Genomic DNA, 19,087 nt, shown 5'->3' with positions numbered 1-19,087 from the left:
CGATCAGTTGAACGTGGCCACTGGCTAGGTGACGGGTCGCCCCGTAGTGGCGGCAGTGGGCGCAATCGCTGTCCTGGAACGTTACGAGTTGGACTAGGCAACGCGTAGATGCGATGGATTTGCCCCTTCCGGCCGCACGCGCGAATGACGACGGCACGGCATTTGCGTACGGTCAGTGTCACACTCGCCAAACGCTATGCAAGAGCCTTTCGACTATGCGACATCGCGTACCTCCAGCGACACCCGCAATACTCCTAGAAGCAGGGGCCTACTGGGCGTGCAAGAGCCCGTACAGCATTTCGCCGCACTGTTCGTGGCAGTGGTCGGCATGCTGTTCTTCTTGCAATGGGCGCGAACGTTTCTCGTCCCGCTTGCTATCGGCGCAGTCTTGGCGATCGTGCTTCATCCGTTGGTGGCGCTGCAGAGGCGAAGGCATGTGCCGCGTGCACTAGCGGCGGGCTTTGTTGTCGTCGGACTCTGGTTGGCAGGCGGTCTGCTGACGTCCGCAATGCAGAGTAGCGTAACCAACATGGCAGCCCGTGCACCCGCTGCGGTCGAGCGGCTGGCGCAGTCGGCGGAGGCGATGCGTGCTGACGTTGGCGGGGTGCTGGACAAGTTCCGCCGAATGACGGCTGCGGTTGAACACGTCCTCGACGGCGCACAGCATACGTCCGCCAGCGTGCGCCCGAAGCCTGCGAAGGCAGTGGATCTATCTTCCGCGTTGCCAGCAAGCGGCGATCCGACGTTCATCCTAAGCAAATTTGTCTGGACAGGTTCGGCAAGCGTGTTCGCATTTTTCGTGCAGCTCGTCGTTGTTTCTTTCCTGGTGTACTTCCTGTTGGTTTCGGGACATGCGCTCAAAGGCAAAGTGATTCTTATGTCGAGCTCAACCATTGGCGAGAGAAAACGAGTGGCCCGCATGTTGGTTCTGATCAACACGCAGATTCAGGCCTCGCTTCTGGTGGTGTTTTCCACAAACGTGACACTGGGGGTGTTGATTGGTATTACGTTCGCCTTGCTGGGTGTCGACGACGCAGCCGCTTGGGGCGTGGCCGCAACCGTGTTGCATTTCGTGCCGTATCTCGGATCGGTTGCGCTAGTGCTGGCTAGTTCAGTCGGTGCGTTTCTGCAGTTTGATAGCTGGTCCACCGCCCTGATGGTTGCAGGAGCCGCTCTGCTGATCGCAACCTTGGTTGGAACAATACTAACGACGTGGTTGCAGAGCAGAGCAGCTCAACTGGATCCGTGTGTGGTCTATATCGGGCTGCTACTGTGGGGCTGGCTATGGGGTATTTGGGGTCTGCTTTTGAGCACAGCATTGACCGCTATGGTTAAGGTGGTATGTGATCATGTGCAGCCGCTGCACCCGATAGGTACCCTACTTGGCAGCGGGGGTCGCTCCAAGGGAAAGGGGGCGCGCTACCCACGCGTGACTCTGTAGGTGCCACCCTCGCACGTGCGCCAACCGTAGATGCGAGCCCTATTCGCGATGTCGGCCGCGCGTATGCGTACCGCTGCGGTCAACGTCAACACTGGAATCGTCCGAGTCAACGGCATCCGGGGCATCCGCGTCATCATTTTCACCGGCCAAGCCGATCGCATGTTCGAGCTGCGCATCGTCCGCAGGGGACTCTGCTGACGGGGCGTTCACGAGGTCAGCAGCCGATGCTGGTGCTGAGCGCGTGGCCGGTGTCCATCGCGCCTGGCGGCGACGGTTCAGCCGGAGACCACGCGAGGAATCTGAACGGTAAAGGTCGTTCCCCGGTCGGAGGATTGAACACTGATCGTCCCATGATGCGCTTGCGCAATGCATTGGCAGATGTAAAGGCCAAGCCCCAGACCGGCAGCACTTCCGGTGCGGTCCGGCCGAGTCGCTCGCGTGAGCGGGTCAAACAGCGTTGGGATGGCAGACGCCGGTATGGGATTGCCTTCGTTGGAGACCATGATCGTCATCTGTTCTTGATCGGCCCTCGCTTCGACCACGATTTCGCCAACGCCGTAGCGAACGGCGTTGGTCAGAAGATTGACAATCAATTGTCGGATTCGATCACCGTCCCATATGCCACTGAGCTCGCCGATAAGGCGAAGATGAATATGGGCGGCAGAATAGGATGCGCGCACCTCCTCAATCGCGTCGCTGCATAACGTGCCCATGTCCTGCGGAGTAAACGTGGCGGGCAGGACATCATCCAGGCGGGTGCGGGTAAAGGTCAGCAGATCGTCAATCATGCGCCTCATGCTCACGACGCTGCGCTGTATGGACGCAGCCGCCTTGGCGCCGCGTGAAGAGAGAGATTCTTCGCGCAGCAGCAATTCTCCGGAAGCTAAGATCGCCCCGAGCGGGGAGCGCAGGTCATGTGCCAGCACGCCGGCAAACAGATCTCGAATGCGCTCCGTCCGGCGCGCGTGCTGCCGCACGGATTCTGCAAGCATCTGATCGACCGCCTCACTAAACCGAACCATTTCGTCGACTGCCGAAGCGCCAAATTGTGGCGTCTGCAGCCATCGGCGCAGAACACTGGCACGCAACGCGCGGTATTCCGCCACGACATCGTTAATGCCGAAGCCCTGCGAGAGGCGGTCGTCGGCATGCTCATGGGCCGCCTCATTGAAGCCCGACGCCGACTGGGGGCGGTCGCCCCAGGATTTGGCCTGCTTGTTGATTTGCACGGAATCCTGACCCACCCGAGGTAGGTTTTTGCATCGAATGTTGACCCACGTATAGAACACTGTCCCGCTCGGCAACGAGCGGGAGATCGGAGTGATCGACGTGGCCATACTGAGCATCATTCGACGCTGGCATCTTCGCGACCAGATCCCGCTGCGCGAGATCGCCAGACGCCTGGGCATCTCCAGGAACACGGTCAGGCGCTATCTGCGCGCTGACACCACGGCACCGGCCTATCCTGCACGGCAGAGTCCGAGCAAGCTCGACGGCCATGCCGCCAAGCTCTCCGCTTGGCTCAAGACCGAGGCCAACAAGCCACGCAAGCAACGGCGCACACTCAAGCAGATCCACACTGATCTGTGTGCCTTGGGCTTCACCGGCTCCTACGATCGCGTTGCCGCATTCGCTCGCCGCTGGCGCCAGGAGCAACAGGAGCAAGCCCGCACGTCGGGGCGAGGCACCTTTATCCCACTGCGCTTCGCAGAGGGTGAGGCCTTCCAGTTCGACTGGAGCGAGGACTGGGCGGTCATCGCCGGCGAGCGCACCAAGCTGCAAGTGGCTCAGTTCAAGCTCAGCCACAGCCGCGCATTCTTCCTGCGCGCGTATCTGCTGCAGACCCACGAGATGCTGTTCGATGCCCATCACCACGCCTTTGTGGCCTGGGGCGGTATCCCGCGTCGCGGCATCTACGACAACATGAAGACCGCCGTGGATCGCGTGCGCCTGGGCAAGTTGCGTGACGTCAACTTGCGCTTCAGCACCATGGTCAGCCACTACCTGTTCGACGCCGAGTTCTGTAACCCGGCCTCGGGCTGGGAGAAGGGGCAGATAGAGAAGAACGTGCAGGACAGCCGTCACCGCATCTGGCAACGCATCCCTGCATTCGGCTCTCTGGCGGCACTTAATGACTGGCTGGCCGACCAGTGCGTACGGCTGTGGCAGCAGACCCGCCATCCTGAGCTGGACATGACCCTCTGGGAGGCCTGGTCGCTGGAGCGGCCACACCTGATGCCCGTGGGGCAGCCGTTCGATGGCTTTGTGGAGCACACCAAGCGCGTCTCACCAACCTGCCTGGTGACCTTCGAGCGCAACCGCTACAGCGTACCGGCGTCGTTTGCCAACCGGCCCATCAGTCTGCGCGTCTATGCCAATCGGCTCGTGTTCGTGGCCGAAGGCCAGGTGATTGCCGAGCACGTGCGGCACATCGACCGTAGCCATCTTCCGGGGCGCACAATCTATGACTGGCACCACTACCTCGCGGTGCTGCAGCGTAAGCCCGGTGCGCTGCGTAACGGCGCACCGTTCGCCGAACTGCCAGAGGGCTTCCGACGCCTGCAATCCACACTGCTCAAACGCCCTGGTGGCGATCGCGAGATGGTCGAGATCCTGGCGCTGGTGCTGTTGCACGACGAACAGGCCGTGCTCACTGCGGTGGAGCTCGCACTGGAGGCGGGTGCCCCGTCCAAGCAAACCATCCTGAACATCCTCAGCCGCCTCCTGGAAGGCGAGCCCGTGGCACCGATCACCTCACCACAGGCACTGGCGCTGCACGTCGAACCGCAGGCCAACGTCGGCCGCTACGACAGCTTGCGAGATCGGGAGGTGCATCATGCAGCATGAAGTCATGTTGGAGATGCTCAAGTCGTTGAAGCTGCACGGCATGGCACAAGCGCTGGGCGACCTGGCGGCGCAGGACTCGCCGGCCTACCAGTCGGCCGTGGCCATCCTGTCGCGTCTGCTCAAGGCCGAGCTCACCGAGCGCGAGGTGCGCTCGCTGGCCTATCAGATGAAGGTGGCGCGCTTCCCAGCCTACCGAGACCTGACCGGCTTCGACTTCAGTTGCAGCGAGGCCAACGAAGCACTGGTGCGGCAGCTTCACCGCTGCGAGTTCCTCGAGTCGGCGCACAACATCGTGCTGGTCGGCGGCCCAGGTACGGGCAAGACCCATCTCGGCACCGCCATCGGCGTGCAGGCCGTGGAGCACCATCACCGTCGAGTGCGCTTCTTCTCGACCGTGGAGCTCGTCAACGCGTTGGAACTGGAGAAGGTCTCAGGCAAGCCGGGACACCTGGCCACGCGACTCATGTATGCCGACCTGGTGATCCTCGATGAGCTGGGCTATCTGCCGTTCAGCCAGACCGGCGGCGCATTGCTGTTCCACCTGATCAGCAAGCTCTACGAGCGCACCAGCCTCGTCATCACCACCAACCTGAGCTTCGGCGAATGGTCCAGCGTCTTCGGGGACGCCAAGATGACCACCGCGCTATTGGATCGCCTCACGCACCACTGCCACATTGTTGAAACCGGCAACGATAGCTATCGTTTCAAGCACAGCACCACCCAGCCCAAGAAGGAGAAACGCACCGCCAAACAACCCGCACAAAGCGACACCTAACAGCCTTTGGGGTGGGTCAGTTTTCGATGCAAATCCTGGGTCAGGATTCGGTGCAAATCAACATTGCCGCCTCTGCGCCGGCATACATAGGTAAGGCCAAATAGATAAGCCAGAACATTCAGTTGTCTCGTCTGACTCAGAGATGATGAATGCGATGTGCTGCACGCCGTTGGTTGATGGCCATCTTGCGATGCCGACCTGATCCCGCCTGCGAGTAGAGAGGATAACGCTCAGCTACCCGCTGTGCCGAGTACGGCGTTGGGGCTGAGTCGGTCAACCGAATGGTTCGCGCGTGCCCAGTCGGCGAGATCCTTGGGGTAGAGCAGATGATCGCGGAAAGACGAGTCGTCAATGTCGTACAGCACGCAGATCGCGGCCGCTTCAAAAGCCCAGTAGCCATAGTAGGGCATGTACTCGCCCTCGACTGCATGGAGATGGCCGTTGTGCCATGGCGCACCTTCGAAGCTCTTGTACCAACCATCCAAATACTCCTTGATTTTTTCCTCGGCCTCTTTGGGGGTCTCGACCGTATAGTAGGCATCAATGAGCGGATCGTAAGGCGCGACGTGGAAGAAATCGGTGTTGTCGCGTGGATCAGTAACGGCTCGTTCGACTAGCGACTCGAAGAGGAGATCAGTGCCTCGATAGCGTTCTACACATTTGGCAATTTTACGCAGGCCGTCACCATCCCCGAGCAAAACGCCCAAGCTGGTGATATCCATGACCAGTTGAAATTGCGACAAATCTTCGAAGTACGCCGGAGTACCATCTTCGCGCAAGTCATCGCCACTTTCGACGGCGAGCGCTCGGACGTATTCCCTATAGCCATCATTCCAGCTTTCAAATGCTTGCAACACTTCAGCGTAGAGCGCCGGCAATTCACCCACCGCACAACCGGCCGTGTATCTTAATTTGAGGAGATTTAATTTCTCCTCGAAGACCCCATATTGACCCGCGGGTTCCAAGCTACCTTGCGAGCGGATATTAACTATGGCCCTATGGGAAGAGGCAATGTTGCTGTGGATAAATTCAGTATTGAGCTTGAAATAATCTTCGGAGAGAAATTTCTGTCGACGTGCGGCTCGGAAGTCTTGCACTTGCATGGCTTAGTCTTCTTTGCTCATTATGCTGAGATGGCAGGCCGCTTTATCACCCAATCTCTTGGGGTTGTCTCCTCCACAACCATGCATCGGACATGCCTTTAGCGTATTCATCGGGCTTCAGATTCTGACGGCCAGACGATTACGCGCTTGGAGCAGACTGATCAATGTCCCACTGCCAGATCGTGGAGCCATAGCTGCTGCCGTCGAACGCAGGCATGATTTCGCCAGACTTGAAGTGCCGGCGGCTGTTGGCCTTGGCTGGCGTTAGCCACCAGCCAGCCTGAGGGCAGGGTTGGCCGGCTTCACACCGCAGGCGGCTGAGGGGATAGCCGTCTAGGCCGAGTGGTGTGTCGAAGTCACTGGTGACGCGATTCTCTTCACGAAGCTTGCGGCCATACGCAACGAGGTCCTTTGGATAGACCATGTGGTCGATGGAGCTGTCGTCAATGTCGAGCAAATAACAGGTAGCGCCTGCCTCGAAAGCCCAGTAGCCGTAGTAGAACGCTTCGTCGTCTTGGATCTTCTTATGGGCGTCGTACCAGCGAGCACCATCTTGATAGCGATACCACTGCTTAAGGTAGTCTTGGAGGCGCGGGATGGCGGCCTCTGCGCTCTCCAAGAAGTAGGCTTCAAGCAGGGCTGAGTAGGGCTTCTCGAACTGCGCCACGTCCATGTCTTCCTGCGGATTCGTGACGTATTCGTAGATCAGTTGCTCATATAGCCCGTCTCTATAGCGGTTGCTCTCCATGGCCGCGATGATGCGCTTAATCGAGTGGCCATCTCGAATCAGCACGGCAATACTGAACAGTTGCAGCGCATTTTCATACTCGACTCTGTCACTGAAGTCGACAGCGCAGATGGTCAAGTCGGTGTCACCTTGATCTTTGAATTTCTCTCGCAAGAAGAGACGGTAAGGGACATTCAGCTCATTCCAGCGAACAAACTCATCGACGACGAGAGCGAACTGGCGAGCTAGCTTGTCTAGATCCTTGCCTGCCGTGTATTCCAGCATCCACAGGAAGAATCTCTCTTGAAAGACGGCACCTTGTGCATCCGCTAGATAGTACGGGTCAAGGTCACCACGCCGTACACTTCTGACGCAAACCTCGATACCTTTCTGCAGGCGAGCAAATACATTTCTGTACAGAGCTTCGTACAAAAATTTCTGGCGGCGCTTTGTAGGAAGGTCGTCCTTCTCAGGGAGGAAAGAGGGGGTGTTCTGATCTGCCATTGAGATGAGCTTGCGTTACTTGTTGTGTCCTGTTCTGCGCTTTGATCCGTTACCTGTCTTTGGCCGGTTGCTTACAAGGCGCCTCTCCAATGCTTGGTCATAGAAATTGGTGAGATCGTCGAGTTCGCTATAGGAGAACTGGTCAGAAACACCGTGTGTAGGCCGGTGCTTGTCGTGCAGGCTTAGATTGTAGTAGTCACCTCCTGTGGTCGCGATGGCGGTAACTTCGGCGCTAACTTCCACGTGCTCAAAAATGCCAGCAGCCACGTCTTTCTTTAGCGCGCCACCCGGCTTGGGTGCGTAGTCCTTGGGAGGGCTGGTGCTTGGTATCGCGAAGAATACATATACAAAGCGATTCTTCACATTTCCATCGACCATCGTGGACGCCGCGCTTCTGCGAAGCCATCGCATTGACATCTGCAACCCTTTCTGTCGCTGACCCAACATGCACCACAGCGCGTACTGCCGCTCTGTCATATTTGGCGGGGGCGGAAGCTTGGACGGCTGCTCTCCATCGGCTCGTTCCGCCCAACTTCTAGGCGATTGACCGAACAATGCCCCCGCAGACTCGGATGCCTTAGCCTCAACAAAATGGAAGATGTCGTTGTCCAGCGACCAGATACCGTCTACGCCATTTTGACTCATGCGTATTAGGTGTTCCGGCACCAACTCAGTGGGCGAAGTGTGCTTGTTCTGCCCCGTTACCAGTCGCTTGGTGCCTTTCCACTCGGCTCCCTCATGCTTCTGCTCCACCTTCCCGTGAGGCCAAGCGTTCGGCGCATGCAAGCTCATATGGTGGTAGTGAGCCATGTGCTCGCCGATGAGCCCCTTATACGGCGTGCCGATTACTTTCAATGCCGCACGTGTCACACGGCTGGCAGTAGTCTGCGGCCCACCGCCCGGCTCAACCTGCTGACGCTTGGTGTCCTGCTCATCCTTGTGCTTCGCCTGCTGCTTTTCAGCCGGCGGCGTCGTCGTCCGACTGGCTGGCGTCGGCTCCTTGGCAGACGGGTGGGACGATCCAGTCGACTTGCTTGGACGACTCGGTTCGTGGCCTGCATGCGCGCCTGCACTTCTGCTGCCTGAAGTGGCCGACGCAGCGGCGACTGCCATTTGAGCAACGCGATAGCCGTCTTCGCCGATCAGGTCGGTGACGAATTCCTGCAGCGCTTGAATGCCTTGTTGAATACCCGTGTGCAATGGCCCGCGGATCGATTGCAGACCCGGGCGCAAGTCGTGAGCGAGTCCCTGCACAGAGTCCGGTAGCCACCAGTGGGACTGCTCCAACTCCGCCAGCAGTTGGTCGCAGCCAGTCAAAGCATTGTCCATCTGCTGGATCGCAATTTGCGCATTGCTCGCCCAGTCCAGCGTTCGGATAAAGGTAATGGCTTTGCCCTTGGCCTTCCCGAGCATGCCGCTGACGAAGGCTTCGCCGCGCAGGGCACCCTTCAGCACCTTGCGCCCTTTCCATAGGGGTTTGACGATCGTCTTGAAGAGGCTGCCCAGTTCAGGAATGCACCCGAAGGCTGCCAAGGCCAAGTCAACCCAATCGTCTTTGGTGCAGTGTGGCGCTCCCTTACGCGAGATGCGGTAGATCATCCCGGAGATGTCGCGCACGTTCAGTACTTGCTGGGCAACCGGGATCAGCGAAATCACGCCACCGACGATCATCGCGGCGTTGCTGGGATCTTCCTCAAAATCACCCAGTATCAGATCCTCGCAAAACTTGGTGATGTCGTCGATCAGGCTCATTGCTGGACATCCTCTGCTGCGCGCGTATCCCCTGCGGCGATGCGCGCTTGTCGTTCCATCTCAATCTGTCGCTTGGCTTCGGGTTGGGCTTTTTTGTACTCGTCAGAAGTCTCTAGAGGCGGGGCTTTCCAGGGACGTTCGTCTTCGCCAAATTCGACGTAGTACGGCAGGTTGGGCGTGCTCTCTTCACGGGCAAAACCTTGTTTGTCGAGCTTGCCTTCGCGGACGGTGTTGTCGCTGAACACGATTCTGTAGGGCGCACCTTGAACGGGCTCGAGATCGTCGTACTGATAGTTCAAGTCGATGGCATGGGAAATCGTGGTGGTTCCGATTGGCAACGCCGGCAGCGCCGCCGCCTGCCCCCCCGGCCCCTCCAACGGATGCCCCGCCCCCTTCACCGACAGCAACCCCGAGGTCTCAAACGTAACCGTATTCCCCTCCAGCCGAATCATCGAATCTCCCCCATGCAGCACGATGTTCTGCTGCGCGAGGATCTCAACCGAATCCGCAGAGGACGTCACGGTGACAGCCTTGTCCGCCAGCACGGCCAGTGCATCGGTATGCGCCTGGATCGACACCGGCCCACCTTCCGCAATCGCGCGAATGCCATTGCGCTGTGCAAACAGGCTCACGCCCTTAGCCGCCGCGGCGGCCACAACGTTGCCGGCAGCGAGGTGCCAATCGGCCTGCGCGGTGCCATGCAAATGACGGCCGGCATAAACGGTGGTGGTGGCCTGCGACGTCAGCGCAATACTCGAAGGCGACTCCGCCACCAGCAGCGGCTGCCCGAACTTGTCGACCGGTTGCTTCGAGTCCTGCCCGTTGACGTTGCTTGCGTAGTGCCCGTCCTGCGACGGGTCGAGCGCCTTGTCGATCGGCTCAAACGCCTCATTGGCCGCCAGCGGCAGCGCTTGCTGGCTGGATGCAGCATCGGACAGGCGCTGCGCGGTCTTCTGCGCAGCGGTGAGTTGTCCGCGCGCCTCATGCGCATCGAGCAGCGTGCCGCCAGCTTGCGCCCGCGCAGTGGTCGAGAGCAGCAGGCCGGCGCCTGCACGCACCACGGCCCACGCATCGGTCCGCAACTCGGCGCCGGTGCCGCGCCAGCTGCCGCGGTCTCCACCCGTGGCGCCATGCGAGGTCACGTAGCCGAGGTTGAGCTGGCTGTTGGCGGTGGAGCTGGCCAGGCGCGTGCGCAGCTGGCCCGGATGATCGTCGACCACCCACTGGTTGTAGCCATCGCCGCCCAGGCCTTGCGAGTGCCAGCCGGACAACGCCTGCCCAAGCGGCGCATCGGCAGCGGGCCAGGGCAGGGCATCCTGCGTGTTGTGCAGTTGCATGGCGATCATCGGCCGGTCGATGTCGCCGTCGATGAAGGTGAGCAGCACTTGCGTTCCGGCGCGCGGCAGGTGATTGCCGCCCCAGTTGGGGCCGGCGCTGGCGGTGGCCACGCGCACCCAGGCGGTGACTTGCGTACGGTCGCTGCTGCTGGGGTCGGAAAAGGCGTTGACCTCCGGCGCGCGTAGCCACGGAAAGCGCACGCGCACGCGGTGGTCGCGGTCCGTGGTGAGCGGTGCGCCGTCATCGGCAATGACCACGGCGGCCTGGCCTTCAGGCGCGGTCGGGCGGCGGCGGTACGCGGGCACGATGGGCGCTTCGGCGGGCACGGCAATGAAACGATTGCGGTAGCTGCCCGATTCGATTGATGTGGTGCCCAGCAGGCGCGCGATGTCGGTGCCGAGGTTGTTGGCGGCCTCATGTTCGACCTGCAGCGTGACGAACTCGCTGTGTTTGCTGTCGAAATGCTGCGTGAGTTTGAAGCGCTGGCCGGCACCCAACTGGCGCACGCTGCCCTGGCCTTGGTAGCGCAGGAACGCGCCCTCATGCGCTTGCATGCGCAGACGCGCAGCCTGGCTTGCGCCTTGCGCGTCGGTAAATTGATACGGGCCAGAGGCTTCAAAGCTCTCCAGTGTGGGCAGTTCGCCACCGGTGTCGTTGGCCGTGGCCTGGCCGGTGGTGGCGGCCAATGCCTTGTAGTCCCACGACGCCAGGGTCACGGCGTTGGTGCCGACACTGTGCGTGTTCGAGAAGCGCTCGATGGCGTCTTCGCTCTCCGTCGCGTCCACACGGTGGAAGCGGATGTCGGATTGCGCGCAGGCGGGCCGCTCGGCGTCGTTGTCGAAGATGACGACGGTGTGGCGCGATTGCACGTTGTCCTGCTGTTTGTCCTCGCTCTGCTGATGCTCGATGCGGAATGACAGACCTTCCTCCGCCAGCATGCGCATCACAAACGCGTAGTCGGTCTCGCGGTACTGGCAGCAGATCGAGCGCTTGGCGCACGGCTGGCTGGCGGCAATTTTGTAGTGCGCGACCGGATACTCGGCAAACACCTCTTCGATGATCTCCAGCGCGGTCTTGTTCTGGTAGACGAAGCAATCACTGCGCGTGCGCAGGCGGTCGAGCCACGGCACGATGCGCAATCGATAGCGCGCCAGACCGCCGTCACCGCCCAGCGATGCGCAGTCCGCCACGTAGCCGTGCCACGCGCGCCAGCGGCCATCGGCCTGCATCAGGCGCAGCGTCGCTTCTTGCGAGGCCAGCTTGGCCGTATCCAGGTGGGCAGACGGGCTCAGGCAATCGACCTGCAGCACGAACGAGGCCGAGACCGCCTCGGTGGCGGTAAAGCGCTCCACGACGAGGTTGTCGGAGGCGAGTGCCGTCTCGATGGTGATCTGGCGGGTTTGCTGGCCGAGCAGTGCGCCCAGGGCAGCTTGCGGCATGTTGGCCGACAGGGTGGACAAAGGCTTCATCGGAGCGGCGTCGCGATGGATGCGTAAGCGGGGTCAGCAGGCTGGCGCGGGTGTTGGCCGTGCCAGGGCGGCAAGCAAGGCGGCAATCAGGGCAACGAGATCGTCAGGTGCGAGAAACGCGGCCCGAGCTTGATGACCTGCGAATAGCCTTCCAGCGTTTCGTTGGTCTTGGTGCGCAACGTGTGCGACAGCCCGAGAAACGCCAGCAGCGCCATCAGCGCAAACACGGCGCCGAAGATCCACAGCGGCGTTTCGCGCTTGAGCGTGTGCGCGACCTTGTCGGGCAGCGGCCAGTGCGGTGCAAAGGCAGCGCGCTTGCCCTTGATGGCGGAAATCTCATCGCCCAGGCGTGCGGTCAGGTAGGCGAGTTTCTCGGGCCCTTCCAGGATGTACTTGCCGCGGAAGCCCAGCAGCAGGCACATGTGGAAGACTTCGAGCGCCTGCAGGCGCGGGGCACCGTGAGCACGCAGTTCCTCCAGCTTGACGAAGAAGGTCTCACCGGCAAGTTGCTCGCCAAACAGCACGAGCTGCAGCGGGCGGCGCTCCCACGCCGTGCGGATCGAGAAGTTGGACGACAGGATGGTTTCGTCCACGGCCGCACAGAAGGCGTACTTGGCGTCGAACACATCTTCGGCCGACACGTTCAGGCGCTTGGCGCCGCGGTCGAACTCGTCCAGGAACGTGCGTACACGCGCGAGAAAGTCTTCCGCACTGGCGGGTTGCTGGCCATTGCGCAACTGAAACAGCATGAAGAAGCCGTCATAGAGCAAGTCCAGCAGCGTGCGCGCATGCGAGTTGGCTTCACGGGCATCGGCCCCGGCATTGCCGGGTGCGGGTGCCGAACCGCCAAACAGCGAAGGGGTGGTGGTAGCGCTCATGAAGTCACCGCAATCAGTTCAAGTTTGAGTTCCCGGATGCCGGCCGGGGCGTAGATGGTGATGGTCTGGGCCTGGAGCATGCGGTCGTACAGCATGCCGCGCGCTTCAATGGTGAAGTAGCACGCGCCCGGGCGCACCGGAATGGCCGGTGGCACCTGTGGGGTGTAGGTGATCGGCACGCCGGGCATGGAGGAGAGCACGAGTTTCTCTACGTCGTCCGGCGCGCCCAGCTTGAAGCGGGCAGGAATGGCCTCCACCAATTCCGCCACCGGCATGTCGGCCGACACGGACAGGTAGAAGCTGGTCTTGTCGTCGATCTTGCCGGAGTCGATGCGGCCGAGATGGAACGACGGGCGTGTCTCTTCCAGCGCAATTGCAAAGTAACGCGTGGAGATGACCGTATCGAGCAGCTCGCGCACGATGGTGTCGAGCTTGGCGAACACGGGGCCGGGTTGGTCGTGGTCGTAGGCGGGCAGGTCGGTCAGCGTGTAGCTCTTGGTGAACGTCATCAGCGCGCCGGCCAGGCGCAGCATCTCCTGGAACAGCCGCTCGGGGTGCAGATCCGGGTGGTGATACAGGTGCGAGAGCGCCGCAAAGGCCGCGTTGGCCGTATGCAGCAGCCAGAACGAAGCGATGTCGCCCGAGCGGAATTCGATGATGTTCTTGGTCGGCTCGCGGTGGAAGCCATACAGCGCATTGACCTTGGCCTGCAGCGCGTCGAGCAGCCGGCGCAGCCGCTGGTATAGCACGGCCGAGGCGTTGATCGACAGGCTCGGTGCCACAAAGCTCTCATCCAGCTCGAACCCGCCGGTGCCGGTGCGGCGCACGCGCACCACGGGCAGCGAGATGAACTGGTCGCGCGGCTCAGTCTCTGCCACCAGCTTGACCGATTTCTTCAGGAAGGTGATGGCAGCGGGCTCGGCCTCGGTATAGAGATCGGCCGTTTCTTCCTCTGCGCCCACAAAGCGCGAGACGGATGCACCCTCGACCGGCTCGCGATAGTTGCCGCCGTTTTCCTGCAGCGGGTAGAGCGCGATATGGAATGTCAGCTCCGACACGCCGGCCGGAATGGCATCCAGCACAAGCGGGGGTGGCAGTGCATCTGCCTGCGGCGCGAAGTAAAGCTCGCCATCCGGAAAGAACAGCGAAAGCTCCGTCACGCGCAGCACGCCGCTGGCGAGTGCATCGGTATCAAAGCGCGCGTGGCGTACGCCCCAGCTGTAGGGCTGGATGACTTGCGCCATCGCATGCAGACGCGACTCGTGGTACGCGTCCTGGCGCTGGAAATGCTGCGGACGCAGGAACAGCCCTTCGCCCCAGAGAATCTTTGCGGAATAGCTCACGTTGGCCCTTCTAGTAACGGGGTCTGCTCAACTGCCGCAGATTGCGGGCGAAAGCAGGTTCAGATCGGATTGCGGTGTGCTGCCGGCCGGCGTGGTCGGCGTACCGGTGGTCAAGGTCATGGCGCAGGCATGCAGGCCGATGACGATGCCGTTCTTCTCGTTCTTCTCGGTGTTGAAGGCGAACTTCCAGCGCTGGGCTGCCGGGCTGCGGAACAGCGCCACAACGCCGAGCGCCGTCGCCTCGCGCGAGACCTTTTCCGTGAAGTCGTAGCGTTGGCCTGGGATCAGTGTCATCTCCCGAACCTGCACGAGATCGGCGCCGAGGGTTTGCTTCTCTCGCGCCGGGTCGATGAAGGTGTCATACGGTGCTTGCAGGAAGCTGGTCGGGTCCTTGAGCGAGTACAGGCGCACCACCAATGCCACGGGCCGCTTGTCATTGGCGGCATTCAGGTTGGCACCGGCGGTGAGCTTGAGCGGCACCTCGCGCGGCGGCTTCTGCGCGTCCGGCAGGTTTGACGACTTCAGCCCCATGGCTTCCAGGGCGCCATTGGCGGCGCCGGCCAGCACGCTGGCACCGGTGGAGCAGGCCGCCAAGGCCACCATGCTCCCCCCGGCCAGCATCAGTTTGAGCACCGTCGCGACGCGGCGTTTGGCGGTGCTGCCGCAGCCCGACAGCCTCCTTGCTGCATCGAATTTCATAGTCTTCATGCCTGATTTTTGTACTGTTTAATTCTATTGGTTTGACCGGTTTCGCGCGTGTTCTGGCAAAAGAAATCTTGAAATGTTTCGGTTTATTAATAAATGAAAAACGTGAAATGTTTCGGTTTCTTAATAATCGAATCGTGCCGCCAAGAGGCGCTGCAAGGCCTTGAATTCAAAGGAAATGTTTCCGTTCCTTAATGATCCATTTTTGGTTGTCAACTTCAACGAGCGGAGTGTACTATTTCGCGCCAGTCGAGACCAACATTTAACTCGCCAATTCCGGCGAATATGATTGGGTGTCGACGCACCGCTTTGAACTTTTGAAGAGTCTCGCCGTGGCCAAATCCATGTCTATTTCCCGCGTTCTCCGTTCCCTTATCCTGCTGGCTGGTGCCGCTGCCTTGATCACCGGTTGTGCCACAAGCAACCCAGGCCCCCAGACGGACGAGGCATTCAAGCAGAGCATGTCGGAGGCGGAAGCCGCCGCTAAGGGTGGCCAGCAAGACAAGGCCATCGACCTGTATCAGCAGATCGCCAAGGTCAACCCGACCCGTGACGAACCGTGGGTGCGCATCGCCCAGATCCAGTTCGGTTCGGAAAAGTATCCACAGGCCATCTTGGCTGCTGAAGAAGCACTGCAGCGTGATGGCAGCGACCGCCAGGCCAAGAGCATCCTGGCAGTGAGCGGCCTGCGTGTGGCGCGTCGCTCGCTGCAAGAGTTGCGTGCTGACAGCGCACTGGCTGGCGACGTCAAGACCGACGCGCAAGTGCTGGCCAAGATGCTGCGTGACACGCTGGGCGAGCAGGTCCTGTTCCCGGGTGAGCAAACCGCCAAGCAGCCGGTGCGCCGCCCGACTCGCGTCGTCAAGCGTGCAGCGCCCGCCGCAACCGAGGCTGCCAACCATGGTGGCACAGCCGCTCCGGCAGCCACGGGTGGCGCCAGCGGCAGTGCTGATCCGTTTGGCGCGCTGCGCTAAGCGCTGCACCGGTTCCCGCTTCCGCATTCCCCAGGAGGAACGTGATGGCCAAGAAAGAAAGTGTGCAGAAGCGTCTGCAGAAGGTGCGCCCGCCGCGCGTGCAACTGACGTATGACGTCGAGATCGGCGACGCGATCGAGCAGAAGGAACTGCCGTTCGTCGTGGGCGTGGTGGCTGACCTGTCGGGCCAGTCGGAAGTGCCGCAACCCAAGCTGCGCGATCGCAAGTTCGTCAACATCGACCGCGACAACTTTGACGACGTGATGTCGGGCGTCGCACCGCGCGCGGCCTACCAGGTACCCAACACGCTGACGGAAGAGGGTGGCCGCTTTGGCGTCGACCTGACATTCCGCTCGATTGAAGACTTCAGCCCCGAGGCGGTGGTGCAGCAGGTTGAGCCGCTGCGCCAGCTGCTGGAGGCGCGTTCCAAGCTGGCCGACCTGCGCAACAAGATGGCCGGTAACGACAAGCTGGAAGACCTGCTGGCTGACGTGCTGAAGAACACCGAAAACGCGAAGAAGCTCGGCGCCAAGACAAACGGGGGCGAGGATGCTTGAGAACCAATCCGCTGCGCAGGGCGCCTCGGTTGCGGAGGAGGTCAGCCTGCTTGACAGCATCGTCGAGCAAAGCCGCGTTGCCAAATCGGATTCCGAGCGCGAGCGCGCCAAGGACATCATCGGTGAGCTGGCCAGCCAGGTGCTCAACGGCACCGTGGTGGTGTCCGACAACCTGTCTGCCACGATCGATGCCCGTGTGGCCGAGTTGGACCGTTTGATCTCGCAGCAACTGAGTGCGGTCATGCACGCGCCGGAATTCCAGAAGCTGGAATCCACCTGGCGCGGGTTGAACTACCTAGTCAAGGAAACGCAGACCGGCACGACGATCAAGATCAAGGCGCTCAACGCGACCAAGCGCGATCTCGTGAAGGACTTCAAGACGGCCATCGAGTTTGACCAGAGCGCGCTGTTCAAGAAGGTGTACGAAGAAGAGTTCGGCACGTTCGGCGGCGCACCGTTTGGCGCGATGATCGGCGACTTTGAGGTGACGCGTCAGCCTGAGGACATGTACTTCATCGAGCAGATGGCGCACGTGGCCGCCGCCGCGCACGCACCGTTCATCGCTTCGTCGTCGCCTGAGCTGCTGGGGCTTGAGTCGTTTGCCGACCTAGGCAAGCCGCGCGACCTGGCCAAGGTGTTCGACACGGTGGAATACGCCAAGTGGAAGTCCTTCCGCGAGTCGGAGGATTCGCGCTACGTTGGCTTGACCTTGCCGCGCTTCCTGGGCCGTCTGCCGTACAACCCGAAGGACGGCACCACCGTTGAAGGCTTCAACTTTGTCGAAGACGTGGACGGCACCGACCACAGCAAGTACCTGTGGTGCAACGCCGCCTGGGCCTTCGGCGCACGCCTGACGGCCGCGTTTGAAGACTTCGGCTGGTGCGCAGCCATTCGCGGTGTGGAAGGCGGTGGCCTGGTCGAAGACCTGCCGACGCATACCTTCAAGACCGACGACGGCGAAGTCGCGCTCAAGTGCCCAACCGAAATCGCCATCACTGACCGCCGCGAGAAGGAGCTGAGCGACCTCGGCTTCATTCCGCTGGTCCACTGCAAAAACTCCGACTACGCCGCGTTCTTTGCAGCGCAGTCAGTGCAGCGTCCGAAGAAGTACGACACGGATAGCGCCAACGCCAACGCCGTGCTGTCGGCGCAGCTGCAGTACATCTTCTCGGTATCGCGCGTGGCGCACTACCTGAAGGCGATGATGCGCGACAAGATCGGCAGCTTCGCGTCGGCCAAGAACGTCGAGACGTTCCTCAACCGCTGGATCTCGCAGTACGTGCTGCTGGACGACAACGCCACGCAAGAACAGAAGGCGCAATTCCCGCTGCGTGAGGCGTCGATCCAGGTGTCGGAAGTGCCGGGCAAGCCGGGTACGTACCGCTCGGTGGCGTTCCTGCGTCCGCACTTCCAGTTGGACGAACTCTCGATCTCGCTGCGATTGGTGGCTGACCTGCCCAAGCCTACCAACGCGTAAGTCATTCCTGACCGGACTCTCCCCGGGGGGGAATGTTCGGGCCTAACCACGCGTTGCGCTCGTTACATATTGCAGTACCAACAACCTATCTATTGAAGAGGGTCTCTGTATGAAGGATATCTACGTCAAGTTCGACAGCCCGGCAATCAAGGGGGAGTCGCAAGACAAGGATCACAAGGATTGGATCGAGATCAACAGCTGGTCGCAAGCCATCGTGCAGCCGCGTTCGGCCACGGCTTCGACCGCCGGCGGCCACACCGCCGAGCGCTGCGAGCACCGCGACATGGTGTTCTCGAAGGATCTGGACGTGGTCAGCCCGCTGCTGTACCAACACGCTTCGGGCGGCACCACCTTTGGTGAAGTCACGATCGAATTCTTCCGCGCAGACGGCGAAGGCAACCGCGTGAAGTACCTCGAAGTGAAGCTGAAGAACGCCATCCTGAGCGAAGTCGATTCGCAAGTGGTGGCTCAGGGCATCCCGAGCGACACCTTCAGCCTGCGTTACGCCGCTGTGCAGTGGAAGTACACGCAGCAGAAGGGCGCTGGCGGCCAGGGCGGCAACTCGCAAGGCGCCTGGAGCCTCACGAAGAACGACAAGACGTACTCGGTCTAAACGTTTTAACGTTTGGCGTTCTGATTGCAAGCGCCGCAGCCGTACGCTGCGGCGTCTTGCATTGGCACTGGCTAGAGCGGTATGAAAGGCTTCGAACCCAGCCTGCTCGACAAGCTCTTCGACGACGAGCCCCACGCGCCCATGCCCACGGCATTGCGTCAGCTCTCGCTGGAAGAACTCAAGAGCACGGTCGCACGCGACATTGAATCCCTGCTCAACACGCGCATCGTGTTTGAGGAGGATGACTTGCATGGCTTGCCTGAGTGCAAGCGGTCGCTGCTCACCTATGGGCTCAACGATTTTGCCGGCCTGAGCCTCGCCAGCTTCTACGACCGCAATTACATCTGCCAGTCGCTCACCAAGGCGATCGAACGCCATGAACCGCGCCTGCAGCATGTGAACGTGTCGCTGGAGATCAACGAGCGGGCGACCAACGCGCTGTGCTTCGGCATCAGTGCAGTGCTGCTGGTTGGGCCAGCGCGTGAGCCGGTGAGTTTTGACGCCACGCTTCAACCGTCCACGCTGCGCTACTCCGTTTCACGCGGACGCGGCTGAGATTGCCTTCGGGCCTGAGTGCACCGATT

General features: G+C 61.1%; 17 protein-coding genes. 9 read left to right on the top strand and 8 right to left on the bottom strand.

Annotated features, from left to right (window positions below; genetic code table 11):
- Nucleotides 1-196: 196 nt before the first annotated feature.
- On the top strand, nt 197-1,441 hold the full coding sequence (locus V6657_RS18275; RefSeq protein ID WP_137884950.1) for an AI-2E family transporter: 1,245 nt from the start codon (nt 197-199) through the stop codon (nt 1,439-1,441).
- A gap of 30 nt (nt 1,442-1,471) precedes the next feature.
- Nucleotides 1,472-1,639, top strand: coding sequence for a hypothetical protein (locus tag V6657_RS18270; RefSeq protein ID WP_160315313.1), 168 nt, complete (start codon nt 1,472-1,474; stop codon nt 1,637-1,639).
- Between the two features lie 77 nt (nt 1,640-1,716).
- On the opposite strand, the gene V6657_RS18265 is transcribed toward V6657_RS18270, so the two are convergent.
- The gene (locus V6657_RS18265; protein ID WP_248694775.1) at nt 1,717-2,778 is read right to left on the bottom strand and encodes a HAMP domain-containing sensor histidine kinase; all 1,062 of its coding nucleotides are present in this window, start codon (nt 2,776-2,778) and stop codon (nt 1,717-1,719) included.
- Here V6657_RS18265 and istA point away from each other — a divergent pair.
- Nucleotides 2,762-4,288 (top strand): IS21 family transposase, encoded by a 1,527-nt coding sequence (gene istA, locus V6657_RS18260; RefSeq protein WP_012760797.1) that lies wholly within the window; start codon nt 2,762-2,764, stop codon nt 4,286-4,288. The genes V6657_RS18265 and istA overlap by 17 nt on opposite strands.
- Nucleotides 4,278-5,063, top strand: a complete 786-nt coding sequence (istB, locus tag V6657_RS18255) for an IS21-like element helper ATPase IstB (protein ID WP_004630242.1) — start codon at nt 4,278-4,280, stop codon at nt 5,061-5,063. Before istA ends, istB begins: the two co-directional genes overlap by 11 nt.
- A gap of 230 nt (nt 5,064-5,293) precedes the next feature.
- Here istB and V6657_RS18250 read toward each other — a convergent pair whose 3' ends face one another.
- From V6657_RS18250 to tssJ, 7 genes are all read right to left on the bottom strand, one after another.
- On the bottom strand, nt 5,294-6,166 hold the full coding sequence (locus tag V6657_RS18250; RefSeq protein WP_048936107.1) for a PoNe immunity protein domain-containing protein: 873 nt from the start codon (nt 6,164-6,166) through the stop codon (nt 5,294-5,296).
- A 139-nt stretch (nt 6,167-6,305) separates the two neighbouring features.
- On the bottom strand, nt 6,306-7,397 hold the full coding sequence (locus V6657_RS18245; RefSeq protein WP_048936106.1) for a PoNe immunity protein domain-containing protein: 1,092 nt from the start codon (nt 7,395-7,397) through the stop codon (nt 6,306-6,308).
- 15 nt (nt 7,398-7,412) lie between these two features.
- A complete protein-coding gene (locus V6657_RS18240; protein ID WP_048936105.1) occupies nt 7,413-9,149 on the bottom strand; it encodes a hypothetical protein in 1,737 nt (578 codons plus the stop codon).
- Nucleotides 9,146-11,956 (bottom strand): type VI secretion system Vgr family protein, encoded by a 2,811-nt coding sequence (locus V6657_RS18235; RefSeq protein WP_182570840.1) that lies wholly within the window; start codon nt 11,954-11,956, stop codon nt 9,146-9,148. The genes V6657_RS18240 and V6657_RS18235 overlap by 4 nt, the downstream gene beginning before the upstream one ends.
- A gap of 86 nt (nt 11,957-12,042) precedes the next feature.
- Nucleotides 12,043-12,834 (bottom strand): type IVB secretion system protein IcmH/DotU, encoded by a 792-nt coding sequence (icmH, locus tag V6657_RS18230; protein WP_048936033.1) that lies wholly within the window; start codon nt 12,832-12,834, stop codon nt 12,043-12,045.
- Entirely contained in the window at nt 12,831-14,177 is a 1,347-nt protein-coding gene (tssK, locus tag V6657_RS18225; protein WP_048936032.1) for a type VI secretion system baseplate subunit TssK, read from the bottom strand. The genes icmH and tssK overlap by 4 nt, the downstream gene beginning before the upstream one ends.
- A gap of 27 nt (nt 14,178-14,204) precedes the next feature.
- Entirely contained in the window at nt 14,205-14,885 is a 681-nt protein-coding gene (gene tssJ, locus V6657_RS18220) for a type VI secretion system lipoprotein TssJ (RefSeq protein WP_048936031.1), read from the bottom strand.
- A gap of 341 nt (nt 14,886-15,226) precedes the next feature.
- Here tssJ and V6657_RS18215 point away from each other — a divergent pair, with 341 nt between their 5' ends.
- From V6657_RS18215 to tssE, 5 genes are all read left to right on the top strand, one after another.
- On the top strand, nt 15,227-15,856 hold the full coding sequence (locus V6657_RS18215; protein ID WP_171018008.1) for a hypothetical protein: 630 nt from the start codon (nt 15,227-15,229) through the stop codon (nt 15,854-15,856).
- Nucleotides 15,857-15,900: 44 nt separating this feature from the next.
- Nucleotides 15,901-16,413: a type VI secretion system contractile sheath small subunit gene (gene tssB / locus V6657_RS18210; RefSeq protein WP_048936030.1), complete on the top strand. Its 513-nt coding sequence runs from the start codon at nt 15,901-15,903 to the stop codon at nt 16,411-16,413.
- Nucleotides 16,406-17,890 carry a type VI secretion system contractile sheath large subunit gene (tssC, locus tag V6657_RS18205; RefSeq protein WP_048936029.1) on the top strand — a complete coding sequence of 495 codons (1,485 nt, stop codon included), beginning with the start codon at nt 16,406-16,408 and terminating at the stop codon, nt 17,888-17,890. Before tssB ends, tssC begins: the two co-directional genes overlap by 8 nt.
- Before the next feature lie 109 nt (nt 17,891-17,999).
- Nucleotides 18,000-18,503: an Hcp family type VI secretion system effector gene (locus tag V6657_RS18200; protein WP_039599336.1), complete on the top strand. Its 504-nt coding sequence runs from the start codon at nt 18,000-18,002 to the stop codon at nt 18,501-18,503.
- Nucleotides 18,504-18,584: 81 nt separating this feature from the next.
- On the top strand, nt 18,585-19,058 hold the full coding sequence (tssE, locus tag V6657_RS18195) for a type VI secretion system baseplate subunit TssE (protein ID WP_021193543.1): 474 nt from the start codon (nt 18,585-18,587) through the stop codon (nt 19,056-19,058).
- The last annotated feature ends 29 nt before the right edge of the window (nt 19,059-19,087 follow it).

The sequence above is a fragment of the Ralstonia sp. RRA genome, from assembly GCF_037023145.1.
In the GTDB taxonomy this organism is placed as follows: Bacteria; Pseudomonadota; Gammaproteobacteria; order Burkholderiales; family Burkholderiaceae; genus Ralstonia.
The sequence above is the reverse complement of the archived record's forward strand: the minus strand, read 5'-3'. Positions and strand labels throughout refer to the sequence as shown.

What these genes read in the sequence shown, in the direction of transcription:
- V6657_RS18275 (WP_137884950.1), top strand. Translation starts at nt 197, where the DNA reads ATGCAAGAGCCTTTCGACTATGCGACATCGCGTACCTCCAGCGACACC.
- V6657_RS18270 (WP_160315313.1), top strand. Translation starts at nt 1,472, where the DNA reads ATGCGAGCCCTATTCGCGATGTCGGCCGCGCGTATGCGTACCGCTGCG.
- V6657_RS18265 (WP_248694775.1), bottom strand. Translation starts at nt 2,778, where the DNA reads ATGGCCACGTCGATCACTCCGATCTCCCGCTCGTTGCCGAGCGGGACA.
- istB (WP_004630242.1), top strand. Translation starts at nt 4,278, where the DNA reads ATGCAGCATGAAGTCATGTTGGAGATGCTCAAGTCGTTGAAGCTGCAC.
- V6657_RS18250 (WP_048936107.1), bottom strand. Translation starts at nt 6,166, where the DNA reads ATGCAAGTGCAAGACTTCCGAGCCGCACGTCGACAGAAATTTCTCTCC.
- V6657_RS18245 (WP_048936106.1), bottom strand. Translation starts at nt 7,397, where the DNA reads ATGGCAGATCAGAACACCCCCTCTTTCCTCCCTGAGAAGGACGACCTT.
- V6657_RS18240 (WP_048936105.1), bottom strand. Translation starts at nt 9,149, where the DNA reads ATGAGCCTGATCGACGACATCACCAAGTTTTGCGAGGATCTGATACTG.
- V6657_RS18235 (WP_182570840.1), bottom strand. Translation starts at nt 11,956, where the DNA reads ATGAAGCCTTTGTCCACCCTGTCGGCCAACATGCCGCAAGCTGCCCTG.
- icmH (WP_048936033.1), bottom strand. Translation starts at nt 12,834, where the DNA reads ATGAGCGCTACCACCACCCCTTCGCTGTTTGGCGGTTCGGCACCCGCA.
- tssJ (WP_048936031.1), bottom strand. Translation starts at nt 14,885, where the DNA reads ATGAAGACTATGAAATTCGATGCAGCAAGGAGGCTGTCGGGCTGCGGC.
- V6657_RS18215 (WP_171018008.1), top strand. Translation starts at nt 15,227, where the DNA reads ATGTCTATTTCCCGCGTTCTCCGTTCCCTTATCCTGCTGGCTGGTGCC.
- tssB (WP_048936030.1), top strand. Translation starts at nt 15,901, where the DNA reads ATGGCCAAGAAAGAAAGTGTGCAGAAGCGTCTGCAGAAGGTGCGCCCG.
- tssC (WP_048936029.1), top strand. Translation starts at nt 16,406, where the DNA reads ATGCTTGAGAACCAATCCGCTGCGCAGGGCGCCTCGGTTGCGGAGGAG.
- V6657_RS18200 (WP_039599336.1), top strand. Translation starts at nt 18,000, where the DNA reads ATGAAGGATATCTACGTCAAGTTCGACAGCCCGGCAATCAAGGGGGAG.
- tssE (WP_021193543.1), top strand. Translation starts at nt 18,585, where the DNA reads ATGAAAGGCTTCGAACCCAGCCTGCTCGACAAGCTCTTCGACGACGAG.